At 67.0% G+C, this 16,124-nt stretch carries 15 protein-coding genes; 11 read left to right on the top strand and 4 right to left on the bottom strand.

Annotation, left to right across the window (positions count from 1 at the left end):
* Positions 1–83 precede the first annotated feature (83 nt).
* The 9 genes from CH339_RS00255 to flhA all read left to right on the top strand — a co-directional run bounded on the left by CH339_RS00255 (position 84) and on the right by flhA (position 10,860).
* Positions 84–1,691: a flagellar hook-length control protein FliK gene (locus tag CH339_RS00255; protein WP_111432257.1), complete on the top strand. Its 1,608-nt coding sequence runs from the start codon at positions 84–86 to the stop codon at positions 1,689–1,691.
* A 15-nt stretch (positions 1,692–1,706) separates the two neighbouring features.
* Complete coding sequence (locus CH339_RS00260; protein WP_111432258.1) at positions 1,707–2,396, top strand: flagellar hook assembly protein FlgD; 690 nt, start codon at positions 1,707–1,709, stop codon at positions 2,394–2,396.
* 276 nt (positions 2,397–2,672) lie between these two features.
* Positions 2,673–2,948 (top strand): CtrA inhibitor SciP, encoded by a 276-nt coding sequence (gene sciP, locus CH339_RS00265; protein WP_111432259.1) that lies wholly within the window; start codon positions 2,673–2,675, stop codon positions 2,946–2,948.
* Positions 2,949–3,346: 398 nt separating this feature from the next.
* Entirely contained in the window at positions 3,347–4,978 is a 1,632-nt protein-coding gene (gene fliF, locus CH339_RS00270; protein ID WP_111432260.1) for a flagellar basal-body MS-ring/collar protein FliF, read from the top strand.
* A 10-nt stretch (positions 4,979–4,988) separates the two neighbouring features.
* Positions 4,989–6,038 (top strand): flagellar motor switch protein FliG, encoded by a 1,050-nt coding sequence (fliG, locus tag CH339_RS00275; RefSeq protein ID WP_111432261.1) that lies wholly within the window; start codon positions 4,989–4,991, stop codon positions 6,036–6,038.
* Between the two features lie 28 nt (positions 6,039–6,066).
* Entirely contained in the window at positions 6,067–6,765 is a 699-nt protein-coding gene (locus CH339_RS00280; protein ID WP_111432262.1) for a FliH/SctL family protein, read from the top strand.
* A gap of 83 nt (positions 6,766–6,848) precedes the next feature.
* Positions 6,849–7,151 (top strand): flagellar motor switch protein FliN, encoded by a 303-nt coding sequence (fliN, locus tag CH339_RS00285; RefSeq protein WP_244669133.1) that lies wholly within the window; start codon positions 6,849–6,851, stop codon positions 7,149–7,151.
* 26 nt (positions 7,152–7,177) lie between these two features.
* Positions 7,178–8,539: a sigma-54-dependent transcriptional regulator FlbD gene (flbD, locus tag CH339_RS00290; RefSeq protein ID WP_111432263.1), complete on the top strand. Its 1,362-nt coding sequence runs from the start codon at positions 7,178–7,180 to the stop codon at positions 8,537–8,539.
* A gap of 140 nt (positions 8,540–8,679) precedes the next feature.
* A complete protein-coding gene (gene flhA / locus CH339_RS00295) occupies positions 8,680–10,860 on the top strand; it encodes a flagellar biosynthesis protein FlhA (RefSeq protein WP_111432264.1) in 2,181 nt (726 codons plus the stop codon).
* Between the two features lie 246 nt (positions 10,861–11,106).
* Here the strand turns inward: flhA and CH339_RS00300 are convergent, their stop codons facing one another.
* Positions 11,107–11,640 carry a glycine cleavage system transcriptional repressor gene (locus CH339_RS00300; protein ID WP_111432265.1) on the bottom strand — a complete coding sequence of 178 codons (534 nt, stop codon included), beginning with the start codon at positions 11,638–11,640 and terminating at the stop codon, positions 11,107–11,109.
* A gap of 191 nt (positions 11,641–11,831) precedes the next feature.
* Between CH339_RS00300 and CH339_RS00305 the strand changes: the two genes are divergently transcribed.
* Positions 11,832–12,455, top strand: a complete 624-nt coding sequence (locus CH339_RS00305; RefSeq protein WP_111432266.1) for a GNAT family N-acetyltransferase — start codon at positions 11,832–11,834, stop codon at positions 12,453–12,455.
* A 3-nt stretch (positions 12,456–12,458) separates the two neighbouring features.
* Here the strand turns inward: CH339_RS00305 and mtnA are convergent, their stop codons facing one another.
* On the bottom strand, positions 12,459–13,553 hold the full coding sequence (gene mtnA, locus CH339_RS00310; protein WP_111432267.1) for an S-methyl-5-thioribose-1-phosphate isomerase: 1,095 nt from the start codon (positions 13,551–13,553) through the stop codon (positions 12,459–12,461).
* Between the two features lie 25 nt (positions 13,554–13,578).
* Positions 13,579–14,058: a YbaK/EbsC family protein gene (locus CH339_RS00315; RefSeq protein ID WP_111432268.1), complete on the bottom strand. Its 480-nt coding sequence runs from the start codon at positions 14,056–14,058 to the stop codon at positions 13,579–13,581.
* Positions 14,059–14,215: 157 nt separating this feature from the next.
* On the opposite strand from CH339_RS00315, the gene CH339_RS00320 reads away from it, so the two are divergent.
* Positions 14,216–15,130 carry a hypothetical protein gene (locus CH339_RS00320; RefSeq protein WP_111432269.1) on the top strand — a complete coding sequence of 305 codons (915 nt, stop codon included), beginning with the start codon at positions 14,216–14,218 and terminating at the stop codon, positions 15,128–15,130.
* Here the strand turns inward: CH339_RS00320 and CH339_RS00325 are convergent.
* Positions 15,070–16,020, bottom strand: coding sequence for a metallophosphoesterase family protein (locus tag CH339_RS00325; protein WP_111432270.1), 951 nt, complete (start codon positions 16,018–16,020; stop codon positions 15,070–15,072). The two genes, CH339_RS00320 and CH339_RS00325, sit on opposite strands and share 61 nt — an antisense overlap.
* Positions 16,021–16,124: the final 104 nt, after the last annotated feature.

Consider the following 16,124-nt stretch of genomic DNA (forward strand, 5'->3'; position numbering starts at 1 on the left):
ACCTTTTGCCCGCCGCGCTTGGTTGGCCCCGAGATTGCAATACGGGTGACGGGTTTTCATGGCCTTCCTATGGAGTTGCCGTCTTGTTCGACATTGGGTTCACGTCCGATTCCGTCCGCACCAGCGATCCGACGCTTCTGGTGAAGAGAAACCGTGGCGGCGACGACAGGTTCGAGCGCATGCTCGACCGACCGGAGCCCCGCGAGGAACCGCGGCCGACGGAGCCGTCCAGGGACAGCGCCGCTTCGGAGCGCAGCAAGGCGCCGGCGCCGGACGATCGGGCGCGGACCGAGCGGCGGCAATCGGCGAAGACGGTCGAGACCGCGGCCGAAAGCGAGTCGACCGCCGATGCGGCACCGGCCGTCGACGAGGCGCCTGAAACGGAAGACACCGCCGCGCTTGAGGACGTCGCCACCAACGAGGACGGCACCACGACCCCGCGCGAGGAACTGGTGACCCGGCTGACCGAGGCCAAGACCGAGGACGGCGAGCCGCTGCTCACCGACCCGGAAGACATCGAGCACCTCGCCGACCTGCTCCTGGAGCTGCAGGCCGCGAACGGCTCCGGCGCGAGCCGTAGCGCGGAGGAGATCCTTCAGGAGATCAACGCGCTGCTCGGCGACAGGACGCTTGCCGACGGCACCGAGCTTGCCAACCTCATCGCCCAGTCGAGCGACGACCCGGTCGGTGCGGTGATCGCCGGCCTTGCCGAACAGGATGCGCTGTTGCAGAGGCTCCTGACCGGTGCCGGAGCCGGCGATCCGGCCGCGGCCAGGGGAGCGGCGGAAGCGGCATCTGCTGCCACGGCTGCGGCTGCGGCTTCGACGAAGGACACCGCCGGGGCGCAGCAGGCGAGCGCGCAGCCGAACGCGAAAGGCACGCAGACAGGCGCATCCGGCCCGGATGCGGCGGCCGATGATGCGACCAAGGCTGCGGACGCCAGGCCGGCCAGCCTGTTCGGCTCCGAGCCTCCCGCCGATGGCGACGGTGACGGCGATGCGAACCTTGCCAAGCTCTTCGGTCACCTGGCGGCAAAGGACACCGGCACCAAGGCGGCGGCATCGGCAACGGCCGGCACCACCGCCCAGACGTCCGCGGCCGCACTGTTGTCGCAGACCATCGGCCAGGCCGCCGCCGCGCCCGCCGACCCGGCGCTTGCCGCCATGGCGCCGGCCGACGCCACCAACAATTTCACCCTGATGCCGATGGGAGCTACCGCGGCAACCGCCCAGCAGGCGGTGCAGACCCCTGCCGTCGCGGCCCAGGCGGCAACGGCTGCATCGAGCGCTGCGGTGGAGATCGCCAAGTTCGCCCGCCAGGGCGAGACGCGCTTCGAGATCCGCCTCGATCCGCCGGAGCTGGGCCGGGTGGACGTCCGGCTTCGGGTCGGCGACGACGGCATCGTGCGTGCGCATCTCTTCGTGGAGCGCTCCGAGACCCTCGACATGTTCATGCGCGATCCGCGGGCGCTGGAACGCTCGCTGGAACAGCAGGGTATCAAGACCGCCGAGGGCGGCCTGGAATTCTCCCTGAGTTCCGACAATGGCAGCCAGACCGCGTCGCAGGACGGGGACGGCGAGCCGTCATTCTTCGACGGTGAGGGCGTTGACGACATGGACGTCGCAGATCGCCCGGTGGCGACCTACACCATGCGGGCCGCCCATGACGGGCGCCTCGACGTCCGCATCTAGAGACAGGAAAGAACCATGAGCATCGATCCCACCGGCGCTTCCTCCGCCGTGGCCAGTCTGGCATCGAAGTCCTCTTCGTCGACGTCCCAGGCGACGAAAGATGCGACCTCCCTTGCCGACAACTACGAGATGTTCCTGCAGCTTCTGACGGTGCAGCTGCAGAACCAGAACCCGCTGGAGCCGATGGACGCCGACAAGTTCGCCGAGCAGCTCACCCAGTACTCGTCGGTCGAACAGCAGATCAAGACCAACGACCACCTGGAGAGCATCATCAACGGCATCTCCGCATCCAGCACCGGCGCGCTGGTCAGCTATATCGGCAAGGAGATCGAGGCGACCGGCGAGACGACGGTGCTGCGCAACGGCACGGCGGCGTGGACCTATGACGTCAAGTCGGCGGCGACGGCGACCGTGACCATCACCAACTCTGCCGGTGCGGCGGTCTATACCGACCAGGTGACCCTGGAGCAGGGCGGCGGGGCGTTCGTCTGGAACGGCCAGACGACCAGCGGGCGCACCGTGGAGGATGGCGAGTACACCATCAACATCGAGGCGCAGGATGCGGCCGGCAACGCCGTCACCGTGTCGACCGCGCTGACCGGCATCGTCGACGAGGTCGACATGAGCGGCGGCGAGGCGGTCCTCAAGATCGGCGACATCAAGGTTCCGGTCGGCAACGTGACCGCCATCCGCGACGCCTCCTAAGGCGCCCGGACACCCGGCTTCGATCCGTTTTTGTAAAGAGTTTTCCGCACCCGGAGGGACCGCTTCCGGGTGCCCGTTTTCGCACGCGTTTTCCAGGCTGGGCCGATCGCATTCCGGTCCGTCGGCGGCGGCAGGAGGGGGCGGGGATATAAAGTGAATAAAGAGATTGCCAAGTCCCGGCAATTCTTACCGATTTGTTGCTGCGCTCTTAGGCAAATTTTAAAAGCCAACGCCTATGCTCGGTCATTGAAGGTCAGGGTAAAGTGTGAGAGTACGATGACCGATCGAGTGCGACCGCGAGTTAAATACGTCATTGGTCCGGATGGAAGTCCTCTGACCATCGCCGATCTGCCGCCCGTCGATACCAAGCGATGGGTGATCCGTCGTAAGGCGGAGGTGGTCGCTGCGGTGCGTGGTGGTCTTTTATCCCTTGAGGAAGCGTGCCAGCGCTATACCTTGACGATCGAGGAGCTGCTGTCATGGCAGAATTCCATCGACCGCCACGGTCTCGCCGGCTTGCGGGCAACGCGGATACAGCAGTATCGCAACTGACCCGCGGCGTTTTTTAGAAACGACCGACATGACCAGATTGAGTGGCCGGCCCTTGAGCCGGCCATTTTTCGTTTCGCTGCACGTTTTTGCCGCACGGTTAACCGCTTGCCGCGCCCATATGCCCGCGCGCCTCGCGAAAACGCCCTGAAGCGCCGATTACCGCTCCTCGCAAGGGTTAACCGGCGGCGGCAGAAGTGGCACTCCGAATTCGCAATCCGCAACGGCGACCGTCGCAGCCTGCGAAGAAAACCCCGTCCGGGCCGGGGGTGTTAACGGCTTATTTACCGACAACCCGGAAATTCTTGCCTACCAGATCCGCCCGGTCGGACGTCCTCGTCCCAAACCCTCATCCGTCCGGGTGGACTGGCCCTTGAGCCTCGGTAGGGTTGATAATAGTCGTGAATGGGGTCGTTGATTTCCTGAAGGCGCTCGGACCGGCACGCCTCGGCGCAATGGGCGCCGTAGCGGCGATCCTGGTCGGTTTCTTCGCCATCGTCATGACGCGGCTGTCGACCCCGCAGATGGTGCCGCTCTACACCGACCTTTCATTCGCCGACACCACCGCCATCGTCCGCCAGCTCGAGGCGACGGCCGTGGAATACGAGCTGCGCAACGACGGCGCCGTCGTGCTGGTTCCGGAAGGCACCCAGCTCCAGGTCCGCATGCGGCTCGCCGAGCAGGGCCTGCCGAGCGGCGGCAACATCGGCTACGAAATCTTCGACAAGACCGATACCCTCGGCACCACCAGCTTCGTGCAGTCGATCAACCATTTGCGGGCGCTGGAAGGCGAGCTGTCGCGCACCATCAAGTCGATCAACCGCATTTCGGCCGCAAGGGTCCATCTGGTGCTGCCGGAGCGCCAGCTGTTCCAGCGCGACAAGGAGGAGCCGTCCGCCTCGATCGTGGTGCGCGTGCGCGGCACCCTCGACCGCAGCCACATCGCCGCCATCCAGCACCTCGTCGCCACTGCGGTGGAGGGGCTGAAGCCGGCCAACGTGTCGATCGTCGACGAGACGGGCCGGCTGCTGGCCAGCGGCACGGAGGACGATGCCCAGGGGCTGCTCGCAAGCCACCTGCAGGAGCGCACCGTCGCCTATGAGCGCCGGCTGCGCGAGCGCATCGAGGGCATCGTCTCGGAAATCGTCGGCTCTGGCCGGGCGCGGGTGCAGGTCGCCGCCGAACTCGACTTCAACCGCATCACCCAGACCGAGCAGAAGTTCGATCCGGAAGGCCAGGTGGTCCGGTCCTCGCAGTCGCGCGAGGAGAACTCCACGGTGCGCAGGGAGCAGCGGGGCGTCACCGCCGGCAACCAGATCCCGAACGCCAACCAGAATGCCGACGGCGAGGACAATCTCCCGCGCGAGGCGTCCAGCACCACCGAGGAAACCACCAATTATGAGATTTCCAAGACCGAGCGCACCGAGGTGGTCGAGGCCGGCCGGATCAAGCGCGTCTCGGTCGCCGTCCTCGTCGACGGCATCTACACCCCGCAGCAGGGCGGGGAACTCGACTACGCGCCGCGCTCGGCCGACGACCTGGAGCGGATCGCGGCGCTGGTGCGCTCGTCGGTCGGCTTTGATGAGGAGCGCGGCGACCAGGTCGAGGTCGTCAACCTGCGCTTTGCCTCCGCGCCCTCGCAGCTTCCCCTCGACGGCGCCGAAGAGGGCCTGTTCGACTTCACCAAGCGCGACATCTTCTATTTCTCCGAACTCGGCGTGATCGTGCTCCTGTCGCTGCTGACGCTTCTTTTCATCGTCCGTCCGCTGGTCCGCAAGATCGTCGAGCCGGAGAAGCAAGAGGTCGAAATGGTGACGGGGCCGAACGGCGAGATGCTGCAGCTCAACGCCGACGGCACGCCCGCCCTGCCGGCGCCGCTGGAGGAAGAGAACTTCGCCGACTGGTTCAACGACGCCCAGGCGGAGGGCGAAAACCACGCCAATTCCATCGAGCGCGTCGGCGGCCTGATCGAGAACTATCCGAACGAGGCCATCTCGATCGTCCGCACCTGGCTCAACGAAGCCCCGGCATGAGTACGCTGAGATGAATGCTGCCCAGCAGATCCAGGCGCTCCAGATCCACGAGGATCAGGAAGAGCGCGAACTGAAGGGACCGGAGCGCGCGGCCGTCCTGCTGCTGGCGCTCGGCCACGAGCACGGCGCGCCGATCTGGAAGTCGCTCGACGAGATGGAGGTCAAGCAGATCTCCATCGCCATGGCCAAGCTCGGCCCGATCTCGCCGATCATGCTCGACAAGCTTTTCAAGGACTTCGTCACCAAGCTGTCGGCCAAGGGCGCGCTGCTCGGCAACTTCGATTCCACCGAACGGATCCTGCAGTCGGTGCTGCCGGCCGAAAAGGTGGCCACCATCATGGAGGAGATCCGCGGGCCGGCCGGACGCAACATGTGGGAGAAGCTCTCCAACGTGCAGGAGAACGTGCTCGCCAACTACCTGAAGAACGAATACCCGCAGACGGTGGCCGTGGTGCTGTCCAAGATCCGCTCCGAGCACGCCGCGCGGGTGCTGGCGATCCTGCCCGACGAGTTCGCGCTCGAGGTCGTCACCCGCATGCTGCGGATGGAGTCGGTGCAAAAGGAAATCCTCGACAAGGTCGAGCAGACGCTGCGGGTCGAGTTCATGTCGAACCTGTCGACCACCAGCCGGCGCGACGCCCACGAGCTGATGGCCGACATCTTCAACAGCTTCGACCGGCAGACCGAGGCGCGCTTCATGACGGCGCTGGAGGAGAACAACCGCGAGGCGGCCGAGCACATCAAGAACCTGATGTTCACCTTCGACGATCTGTCGAAGCTCGACGCCGGCAGCGTCCAGACCCTGTTGCGCCAGGTCGACAAGGACCGGCTGGCGACGGCGCTGAAGGGCGCCAACGAGTCAGTGCGCGAATTCTTCTTCTCCAACATGTCGCAGCGCGCGGCCAAGATGATGAAGGACGACATGGACGCGATGGGTCCGGTGCGGCTGCGCGACGTCGACGACGCCCAGGCCGGCATGGTCGCCGTCGCCAAGGATCTGGCCGCCAGCGGCGAGATCATGATCACCAAGAACAAGGCAGAGGACGAGCTTGTCTATTAAGGCGACCTCGACAGGACGAAAGAAAAAGATGGCAGCGCCGGCACGGTTCCTGTTCGACACGGATTTCTCCGCACCGGCGGAGCCGGAACCCGTCGAGCCGGAGGTTTTCGAGGAGGCCTCGGACGCGCCGCTCTCCAACCACCTCAACGCCCTGGTGGCGGCGGAAAAGCGCGCCTATGCGCGCGGTCACGCCGACGGCATGGAGGAAATGACCGCCAAGGCCCGCAAGCGGATGGCCGATGAGGCCGGCCGGCTGGTCTCCGCGGCGCAGGGGATCCTCGGGGCCCTCGATGCCGACCGGGTCCGGATCGAGCGCGAGGCCGCCGAGCTTGCCCGCCAGATCGCCGGCAAGCTGGTCGACCATCTGATCGCGCGCGAGCCGACCGGCGAGATCGCGGCGCTGATCGAGGATTGCCTCGGGCCGCTGCGCCAGGCGCCGCACATCGTCGTGCGCGTCGAGGAAAACGACGCCGACGCGATCAAGGCCGAGGTCGACCGCATCGCCCACGAGCGCGGATTCCTCGGGCGCCTCGTCGTCCTCGGCGAGCCGGACCTTGCCCGCGGCGACTGCCGCATCGAATGGGCCGACGGCGGCATCGTCCGCGACCGGGCCGCGATCGAGGCGGAAATCGACGCGGCGATCGAAACCTATTTCAGGGCCCGCGATGGTGGCGGGCCAGCCGATCCCGCGGCAAAGGCCGCGGCGGCGATGGAGAGTGAGCAATGAGCGACGACGACCTGCCGGGCGGCAAGACCGAAACCGCGGAACGTGACGGTCTGGAAGGCGCCGATCCGATGGCCCTGAAGGAAATGTCGGAGGCCGGCTACCGCGTGCTCAGCGAGGAAGAGGACGAGCCGCAGTCGAAGACCGCGTCGGACCTGGAAGCCGTGTTCGACGTACCGGTCCGGGTGTCGGCCGTGCTCGGCCATTCCCGCATGCCGGTGGCGGATCTTCTGAAGATGTCCTCGGGCACGGTTCTGGAACTCGACCGCAAGGTCGGCGAAGCCATCGACATCTATGTCAACGACCGGCTCGTCGCCCGCGGCGAAGTGGTGCTGGTGGACGAAAAGCTCGGCGTGACGATGACCGAGATCATCAAGACCGACCGCTGAGCGCGTTTGGTCCCTGGAGAAGAACGATGCGACTCCTCATCATTGGGTCCCTGAACGGCCAGTTGACGATGGCCACCAAGATCGCCATCGACGGCGGCGCGACCGTCACCCATGCCGACGACACCGCCGTGGCGCTGAAGGTGCTGCGCTCCAGCGGTGCGGACCTCCTGATGGTCGACGTGGCGCTCGACATCGCCGGCCTGATCGAGAAGCTGGAACAGGAACGCATCCACGTGCCGGTGGTCGCCTGCGGCGTTGAGAGCAACGCCAGGGCCGCGGTCGAGGCGATCCGCGCCGGCGCCAAGGAATACGTGCCGCTGCCACCGGATCCGGAACTGATCGCCGCCGTGCTTGCCGCGGTCGCCGAGGATGCGGCGGACATGATCTTCCGCGACCAGGCGATGGCGCGGGTGGTGCAGCTTGCCGACCAGGTGGCGCCGTCCGACGCCTCGATCCTGATCACCGGCGAATCCGGCACCGGCAAGGAGGTGCTCGCCCGCCACGTCCACCGCAAGTCGGGGCGGGCGAAGAAACCGTTCATTTCCGTCAACTGCGCCGCGATCCCGGAGAACCTCCTGGAATCGGAGCTGTTCGGCCACGAGAAGGGCGCCTTCACCGGCGCCGTCGCCCGGCGCGTCGGCAAGTTCGAGGAGGCTGACGGCGGCACGCTGCTGCTCGACGAAATCTCCGAGATGGATGCGCGGCTGCAGGCAAAGCTGCTGCGCGCCCTGCAGGAACGGGTCATCGACCGGGTCGGCGGTTCGCGCCCGGTGCCGGTGGACATCCGGGTGATCGCGACCTCCAACCGCAATCTCGCCGACGCCGTGCGCGAGGGCAGCTTCCGCGAGGACCTTCTCTACCGGCTCAACGTCGTCAACCTGAAGCTTCCGGCGCTGCGCGAGCGACCGGAGGACATCCTGGAGCTGGCGCAGTTCTTCGTGCGCAAATATTCGGCGGCGAACGGCGTTCCGGTGCGGCCGATCGCGGCAGAGGCCCGCCGGCAGCTCTCCTCGGCGCGCTGGCACGGCAATGTGCGCGAACTGGAAAACACCATGCACCGGGCGGTGCTGCTGGCCCGCGGCGAGGAGATCGACGCCGATGCCATCCTGATGCCGGACGGCAGCCGCATCGAGACGGTGGCGAGGGGCCCGGCTGAGCACGCGGCGATGACGGCGGAAGCCGTGACCCGTACGCTGGTCGGCCAGACGGTGGCCGACGTGGAGCGGACGCTGATCCTCGACACCCTCGACCACTGCCTCGGTAACCGCACCCACGCGGCCAAGATCCTCGGCATCTCGATCCGCACCCTCAGGAACAAGCTGAACCAGTACAGCGACGAGGGCGTCGACGTGCCGCCGCCGGGCGAGGCCCGCGCATACGGCGCCTGAACGGAGCCGCGTCGACCAAATCGTGTTGCGGGGCCGCTTCGTTAACTCCCCGGTAACCATACGCTAGGCAAATTCTGCCTAGCGACTGTCGGCGCCAAAACTGCGCCCGGACGGCTTCAGGTGACCGGAGAAGCACTCAGATGACCGATGTGACGGCAGGCGACGTTTCGGCAAAGGCGCCGGCGCAACCGCCCGCTCCCGGAGAGGTCGGAGCCAAGGCCGGCGCTGCCGGCCCGAACGCCTTCACGATCACCCTGTCGCGCATCATCGCTACGCTGAAGAGCGGCGACCTGGGGCTCGCCGCCGGCGTTATGACCATCCTCGTCCTGCTCATCCTGCCGATGCCGGCGATGATGCTGGACGTCTTCCTGGCGATCTCGATCATCTTTTCGGTCCTCATCCTGATGACCGCCCTGTTCATCCAGACGCCGCTGGAGTTTTCCGCCTTTCCCACGGTGCTCCTGATCGCGACGATGCTGCGGCTGGCGCTCAACCTCGCTTCGACGCGGCTGATTCTCGCCAACGGCCATGAGGGCACCGATGCCGCCGGCTCGGTCATCCAGGCCTTCGGCAGCTTCGTCATGCGCGGCAATTTCGTCATCGGCCTGATCGTCTTTGCCATTCTGGTGATCGTCAATTTCATCGTCATCACCAAGGGTTCCGGGCGCATCGCCGAGGTCGCCGCCCGCTTCACCCTCGATGCCATGCCCGGCAAGCAGATGGCGATCGACGCGGACCTGTCCGCCGGCCTCATCGACGAGGGCCAGGCGCGCGAGCGGCGCAAGAACCTGGAAGACGAATCGGCCTTCTTCGGCGCCATGGACGGTGCCTCCAAGTTCGTGCGCGGCGATGCCATCGCCGGCCTCCTCATCACCTTCATCAACATCATCGGCGGCATCGTCATCGGTGTTGCCCAGCAGGACCTGTCGCTCGCCGACGCCAGCCATTCCTATACGCTGCTCACCGTCGGCGACGGCCTCGTCAGCCAGATCCCGGCGCTGATCGTCTCCACCGCCGCCGGCATGCTGGTCTCCAAGGCCGGCGTCACGGGCGCCGCCGACAAGGCACTGGTCGCCCAGCTCTCCGGCTATCCGAAGGCGCTCGGCGTCTCCTCCTTCGTCATGGTGGTGATGGCGGCACTGCCGGGCATGCCGGTGATCCCGTTCCTGACGCTCGCCGCCGGGGCCGGCTACGTGGCCTATGTGTCGGACCGCAAGCAACGGATGAACCAGGCGCAAAAGGTCGTCGCCGAGGCAAAGGCCCAGGCGCCGGCGGAACCGTCCGAGCCGCCGATCAGCGAAGTCTTGAAGATGGACGACCTCAGGATCGAGCTCGGCTACGGCCTGCTGCCGCTGATCAACAAGGCTGACGGGCCGGACCGGCTGACCGACCAGATCAAGGCGCTGAGGCGCCAGCTCGCGGCGGAACTGGGCGTCGTCATGCCGCCGGTGCGTATCCTCGACAACGTGCAGATCGAGGCCAACGACTACATCATCAAGATCAAGGAGGTGGAGGCCGGGCGCGGCATCGTCTACCCGAACCTCTATATGGCGATGGATCCGATGGGCAAGCAGATCGACCTGCCGGGCGCCCACACCACCGAGCCGACCTTCGGCCTGCCGGCGACCTGGATCGAGGCATCCTTACGCGAGGAGGCCTCTATCAAGGGCTACACCGTGGTCGATCCCTCCACGGTGATGTCGACCCACCTGACGGAGACCCTGAGGGCCAACGTCTCCGACCTATTGTCCTACGCCGACGTCCAGAAGCTGCTTTCGGAACTGCCGAAGGAGCAGGGCAAGCTGGTCGACGACATCGTGCCCGGCCAGATCACCGTCTCCGGCATCCAGCGCGTGCTGCAGACGCTGCTCACGGAACGGGTGTCGATCCGCGACCTGCCGTCGATCCTGGAAGGCATCGCCGAGGCGACCGGCTTCACGCGCTCGCCGCAGTCGATCGCCGAGCATGTGCGCACGCGCCTTGCGCGGCAGATCTGCGCCCAGTACCAGGCGCCGGGCGGCTACCTGCCGCTGATCGCCCTGTCGCCGAAATGGGAGCAGGAGTTCGGCGAGGCGCTGGTCGGCGAGGGCGATAACCGCCAGCTCGCCATGGCGCCGTCGAAGCTGCAGGAATTCGTCGTCGCCGTGCGCGATGCCTTCGAGGAGGCGGCGCGCATGGGCGAGGTGCCGGTGCTGCTCACTTCGCCGCCGATCCGCCCCTTCGTGCGCTCCATCGTCGAACGCTTCCGCTCGCATACCACGGTGATGAGCCAGAGCGAGATCCACCCGCGGGCGCGGCTGAAGACGGTGGCGAGCATTTAGGGCGCATGGTGCACAGATCGGTTCGTCGTCATTGCGAACGAGCGAAGCGAGTGCGGCAATCCAGGGGCCATACGCTCCGAGCAAATTGCTCTGGATCGCCGCGTCGCCTACGGCTCCTCGCGATGACGATCTTGTTTAACGCAACGGCACGTACACATGCGCTGCTCCCCGTCCTTCGGACCCTCGCGATGACGGGCGTGCGTCGTCTGGTCCGCTTGCGGCCTACCGTTACTGGGCTCGCGCCGTTTAGTTGGACTGACCCTCCAGCTCCTTCAGATCGATATCCACCATGATGTCGTGGGCGATCAGCTCAAGCGCATCGCGCAGGTCGTCGACGTCGAGGCCGTCCGGCAGGATCACCTCCGCATCGGCGGAGAACATTGCCTCGCCGCTCATGGAGCCGGAAAAGACCTCGGTCCTCAGGTCTTCCACGCTGACGCCGTTGGCGGCGAGGATGCGGCTGACGTCGCGCACGATGCCGGCGTGATCCTGGCCGGTGACGGCGAGGTGGGCGGCCGTGCCGATTGTGCCGCCGCCGGTCTCCGCCTGGCGCCAGGTCACCGAGATGCCCTCGCCGGCAAGGTCGCAGAGCGCCCGCGTCAGTCCCTCCACATGGTCGTCCGGGACCTGGATCCGCACGATGCCGGCGAATTCGCCGCCGAGCCGCGACATGGCGCTGTCGATCCAGTTGCCCTCGGAAAACGAGACGGCTTCGGCGACGGCCTCGACGACGCCGGGGCGGTCGCGGGCGATGACGGTGAGGATAAGCTGTTGCGGCATCGTTTGTCGGACGTCCTTCCGGATCTTGTCGTTGTCTTGTCCCGGCGCCGACAGGCGAGGCCGGGGATGGCGGGACGAGTCTCGCTTGCCCGTGCGCCTATCGCAAGGCTTGAATGGTCGCGGGGGGTGCTTGGCGTCGCCGCGGCGATCGGCTATCGAGGGAAAAAACATGTTCCGAACCCGGCGACAGCATGACCTATCTCGACCTCAACGGCATGACCGATCTGCCTTCCGGCAAGGTCGCCTCCATCGTCACCTCGCTGGAAATGACGGCGCCGCCCGAGCCGCGCGATGCGCCGGAGCGGGGCGACCTTGACCTCGTCAGAATGGCGTGGCCGAAGGGTGCGCCGGACCTTGCCTGGTACCGGGACATCTACCGGCGTATCGGCGAGGATTGGCTATGGTTTTCGCGGCTGGAACTGCCCGACGACGCGCTCGCCGCGATTCTCGACGATCCGGGCATCGAGGTCCACGCGCTGATGGCGGATGGCCGGGCGGAGGGGATCGTGGAACTCGACCGGCGCCGGGCGCCGGACGTGGAGCTTGCCTTTTTCGGAGTGAGCGAAGCCCTCGTCGGCAAGGGCGCCGGGCGCTGGATGATGACGAGGGCACTGGAGATCGCCTGGTCGACGAGCCCGCGCCGGCTCTGGGTCCACACCTGCACCCTCGACCATCCGGCGGCACTGTCCTTCTACATGCGCTCCGGCTTCCGGCCGTTCCGCCGTTCCATCGAGGTGGTCGACGACCCGCGCCTCACGGGTGTCCTCCGCCGCGACGCGGCCGCGCATATTCCGGTGATCCTGCCGGGGAAGTGAGGGTCACACCCGTTCCGGGAACGCTGCGGCGATCGCCTCCCTGTTGGCGTCGACGATGCCGCGCTCCGTGATCAGGCCGGCGACGAGCCGGGCGGGCGTCACGTCAAAGGCCGGGTTGGCCGCCGGCGAGCCGTCCGGCAGGATGGTGATGGTTGCGATCGTGCCGGCGTCGGTGCGGCCGGTGAGGCGCGAGACCTCCTCCATGGCGCGCTCCTCGATGGGGATTTCGGCAACGCCGTCCTCGACCCGGAAGTCGATGGTCGGCGAGGGCAGGCCGACATAGAACGGAATGCTGTTGTCGGCGGCGGCGAGCGCCTTCAGATAGGTGCCGATCTTGTTGCAGACGTCGCCGGTGGCGGTGGTGCGGTCGGTGCCGGTGATGACGAGATCGACCTTGCCGTGCTGCATCAGGTGGCCACCGGCATTGTCGACGATGACGGTGTGCGGCACGCCATGGTGGCCGAGCTCCCAGGCGGTCAGCGAGGCGCCCTGGTTGCGCGGCCTTGTCTCGTCGACCCAGACATGGACCGGGATGCCGGCATTGTGGGCCATGTAGATGGGCGCCGTCGCCGTGCCCCAGTCGACGGTGGCGAGCCAGCCGGCATTGCAGTGGGTGAGGACGTTGACCGCCTCGCCGGTCGGTTTCCTGGCCGCGATTGCCTCGATCAGCGCCAAACCGGCCTTGCCGATGGCGGCGTTGATCTCCACGTCCTCGTCGCAGATTTCCGCCGCCCTCTTGTAGGCGGCGGCGACACGCTCGGTGGGGTCGAGCGGCGAGAGCACCTTTTCCATCTCTTCCAGCGCCCAGCGCAGGTTGATCGCCGTCGGCCGTGTCGCCAGGAGCACGTCGGTCGCGGTGGCCAGCGTCGCATCGGAGGCGTCGTCGCGCAGCGCGAGCGCCATGCCGTAGGCGGCGGTCGCCCCGATCAAGGGTGCGCCGCGCACCCACATGTCGCGGATGGCGCGGGCGGCATCGTCGAGGGTCTTCAGATCGAGGGTGGTGAAGACGTGCGGCAGGCGGGTCTGGTCGATGATGCCGACGCTCCAGCCGTCGTCGTTGAGCCAGATCGTGCGATAATCGGTGCCGTCAACTTTCATCTGAAAAATGCTCCGGAAATGGGGGCTATCCCTTGACGTCGACCGGCGTCGCGCCGATGGCATCGGCAAGGGCGTTCGGATCGCAGGAAAAGACGCATTTCGGCGTTCCGGCCGCGGCCCAGACGACATTGAAGCCGAGAAGGTCGGTGTCGATGAAGGTCTGGAGGGGCGTCGCGTGGCCGAGCGGCGGGATGCCGCCGATGGCAAAGCCGGTGAGGGCGCGCACGTCGTCGGCATCGGGTCGGGTCAAGGCCTCGCCGAGATGTTTCGCGACGCCCTTCTCATTCACCCGGTTTGCGCCGGAGACGAGGAAGAGATAGGGCTTTTTCGAGGTCTTGCCGCGAAACACCAGCGACTTGACGATCTGGGCGACGGTGCAGCCACAGGCGCTCGCCGCGTCCTCGGCGGTGCGGGTCGAGGCCGGCATTTCCATCACCGTGACATTGAGCCCGGCACGCGCTGCAGCTTCGCTGACGAGCCGTGCGCTTTTCGGCAGTTCGCTCATGGTTGCCCGCTCTCATCCTCGTGTCGTTCGATGGGCGAAGATGGCCGAGCATGTATCCAATGGCAAGGGCGCGGCGGGTCGCGGCGGGCGTGCCATGGCGCCGAAATTCTGTTAACAGTTCGTTAAGCGGGGGGCCGATCGGGCAAAGGACCGGGTCATGACGATGGAAGACAACGTGGTGCCGCACGAGCGCATTCGCACGCTTCGCGAAGCCGTGCAGCAGGCGCGCATTGCCGAGGCCGACCGCTCCGATGCGCTGGAACAGCGGCGGCAGACCGAGCAGGTGCGCCTGGAGCTGGTGGCGCGGGAGCTGGAAGGCGTCTTTGCCGAGGCGCGGGAAAAGAGCGACCAGTTCATCTGCGAGATTTCCGCCGGCGCCACGCCGCGGTTGTGGATCGACGTCACCTCCCATGTGGCGGTCGCCAACGATATCCACACCTACCGTTTCCTGAAGGACACGCGGCTCGGCCGTATCGTTCTTGCCGAGACCGACGATACGGGCACGCTCGCCGACCGCGTCACTGCCTATATCGCGGAGCGGGTCGTCGACCTGGAACGGGCGGTGGAGGCCGACTGGCAGATCTGGCGGCTGAACGAGCAGGCGCAGAAGGAAGCGGCGGAAGCCCAGAAGCGCGACGAGGACAAGGCCGCGGAGGCCAAGGCGCGGGACGACGAGGCGGAAGCGGCGAACACGGCACGCCTGGACGGCCCGGCGGGCCGGCCGCGCGAGCGCGGCCATGCCGGCTTTGCCTTTCTCTTCGGGCTCATTCTCGGCTGCGCGGCGCTGGCCGTCTGGATGCAGGCCTCCGGCCAGTACGATTTCCGCCAGCACCTGAAATTCCTGCAGACGAGCGGCACGGCCTCGTTCCCGCAATTGACGGCGGAGCCCAGTGAAGAGACGGCGACGGCGACCGAGGAAACGGCGCCGGCAACGCCTGCCGAGGAGGAGACCGCGGCTGAACCGGCCGATGAGACCGGCAGCATTCCGGAACTGGCCGGCGCGCCCGAAACTCAGCCGGAAGCGGCGACGGGCTCCGAGACGTCTTCGGAAACGGTCGCGCCGGGCGAATAGACGAGACGCCGGCTGCGGATTTCCGACACCGGCTTGCCGGGCAGCGTGAGGCCGCGCTCGGTCATGGCGCAGGTCCAGCCGCCGTCGGTTTTTTCCATATCGAAGAGGTTGTAGCGGGCCGCCGGGCGCTTGTCGCCGGGGGCGTTGGAGGCCGACGGCACGCCGATGATCGGCACCGGCCTCGTGTCGCCGTCGATCCACACGAGGCTGTCCACATGGGTATGGCCGTGCAGCACCAGCTCGGCGCCGGCCTCGTGGATGGCGCGGCTGAAATGGCCCGTGCCGATGAGGCGGCGGTGCCAGTATTTGCGCGAGCGGACCGGCGGATGGTGGATGAGGACGACGCGGAAGAGGTTTTCGGCCTGCAGGCTCTTCAACGTCCGGCAGAGCGCCCGGGCCTGGCGGCTGTCGAAGACGCCGGTCGCCATGAAGGGAGCGGAGGCCGTGGCGCTGGACAGCGCGACGATCGCCAGCGGGCCGCGCCGGCGCACGAACGGAAAGTCGTTGCCGTCGAGCGCTGCAGTATCGCCGGTCATGAACGGGCGCCAGGACTTGATCGCCCGCTTCACCGAGCCGGGCACATAGGCGTCGTGGTTGCCGGGAATGGCGGTGACGTCATGGGGCGGCCCGAGGCTCTGCAGCCAGGCGCGGGCGGGTTCGATCTCGGCCTTCAGCGACAGGTTGACGAGATCGCCGGTGACCGCAATGTGGTCGGGCGCCTGGGTCGCCAGGTCGGCGAGCAGGGTCGTCAGGTGGTCGGCCGTGTGGGTTCCGGCCCGGTTTCGGTGCCAGTTGACGTAGCCGATGACGCGCTTCGACATCAGCTCGCGGATGCGCGCGTCAGGCAGCGGGCCGAGATGGGGATCGGAGAGGTGGGCGAGGCGGTACATGCCTCGCATCTAGTGCCCGGATCGCCCGGCGTCCACCCTCAGACGAGGGGAGCCAGGCAGATCGGCACGAGCCGTGCGTCCGGCCGTCGTTCAGTTGGAGCTGA

Source organism: Rhodobium orientis (assembly GCF_003258835.1).
Classification (GTDB): Bacteria; Pseudomonadota; Alphaproteobacteria; order Rhizobiales; family Rhodobiaceae; genus Rhodobium; species Rhodobium orientis.

What these genes read in the sequence shown, in the direction of transcription:
- fliG (WP_111432261.1), top strand. Translation starts at nt 4,989, where the DNA reads ATGAATGCTGCCCAGCAGATCCAGGCGCTCCAGATCCACGAGGATCAG.
- mtnA (WP_111432267.1), bottom strand. Translation starts at nt 13,553, where the DNA reads ATGAAAGTTGACGGCACCGATTATCGCACGATCTGGCTCAACGACGAC.
- CH339_RS00280 (WP_111432262.1), top strand. Translation starts at nt 6,067, where the DNA reads ATGGCAGCGCCGGCACGGTTCCTGTTCGACACGGATTTCTCCGCACCG.
- CH339_RS00315 (WP_111432268.1), bottom strand. Translation starts at nt 14,058, where the DNA reads ATGAGCGAACTGCCGAAAAGCGCACGGCTCGTCAGCGAAGCTGCAGCG.
- CH339_RS00320 (WP_111432269.1), top strand. Translation starts at nt 14,216, where the DNA reads ATGACGATGGAAGACAACGTGGTGCCGCACGAGCGCATTCGCACGCTT.
- flhA (WP_111432264.1), top strand. Translation starts at nt 8,680, where the DNA reads ATGACCGATGTGACGGCAGGCGACGTTTCGGCAAAGGCGCCGGCGCAA.
- CH339_RS00305 (WP_111432266.1), top strand. Translation starts at nt 11,832, where the DNA reads ATGACCTATCTCGACCTCAACGGCATGACCGATCTGCCTTCCGGCAAG.
- fliN (WP_244669133.1), top strand. Translation starts at nt 6,849, where the DNA reads ATGTCGGAGGCCGGCTACCGCGTGCTCAGCGAGGAAGAGGACGAGCCG.
- flbD (WP_111432263.1), top strand. Translation starts at nt 7,178, where the DNA reads ATGCGACTCCTCATCATTGGGTCCCTGAACGGCCAGTTGACGATGGCC.
- CH339_RS00260 (WP_111432258.1), top strand. Translation starts at nt 1,707, where the DNA reads ATGAGCATCGATCCCACCGGCGCTTCCTCCGCCGTGGCCAGTCTGGCA.
- CH339_RS00300 (WP_111432265.1), bottom strand. Translation starts at nt 11,640, where the DNA reads ATGCCGCAACAGCTTATCCTCACCGTCATCGCCCGCGACCGCCCCGGC.
- sciP (WP_111432259.1), top strand. Translation starts at nt 2,673, where the DNA reads ATGACCGATCGAGTGCGACCGCGAGTTAAATACGTCATTGGTCCGGAT.
- CH339_RS00325 (WP_111432270.1), bottom strand. Translation starts at nt 16,020, where the DNA reads ATGTACCGCCTCGCCCACCTCTCCGATCCCCATCTCGGCCCGCTGCCT.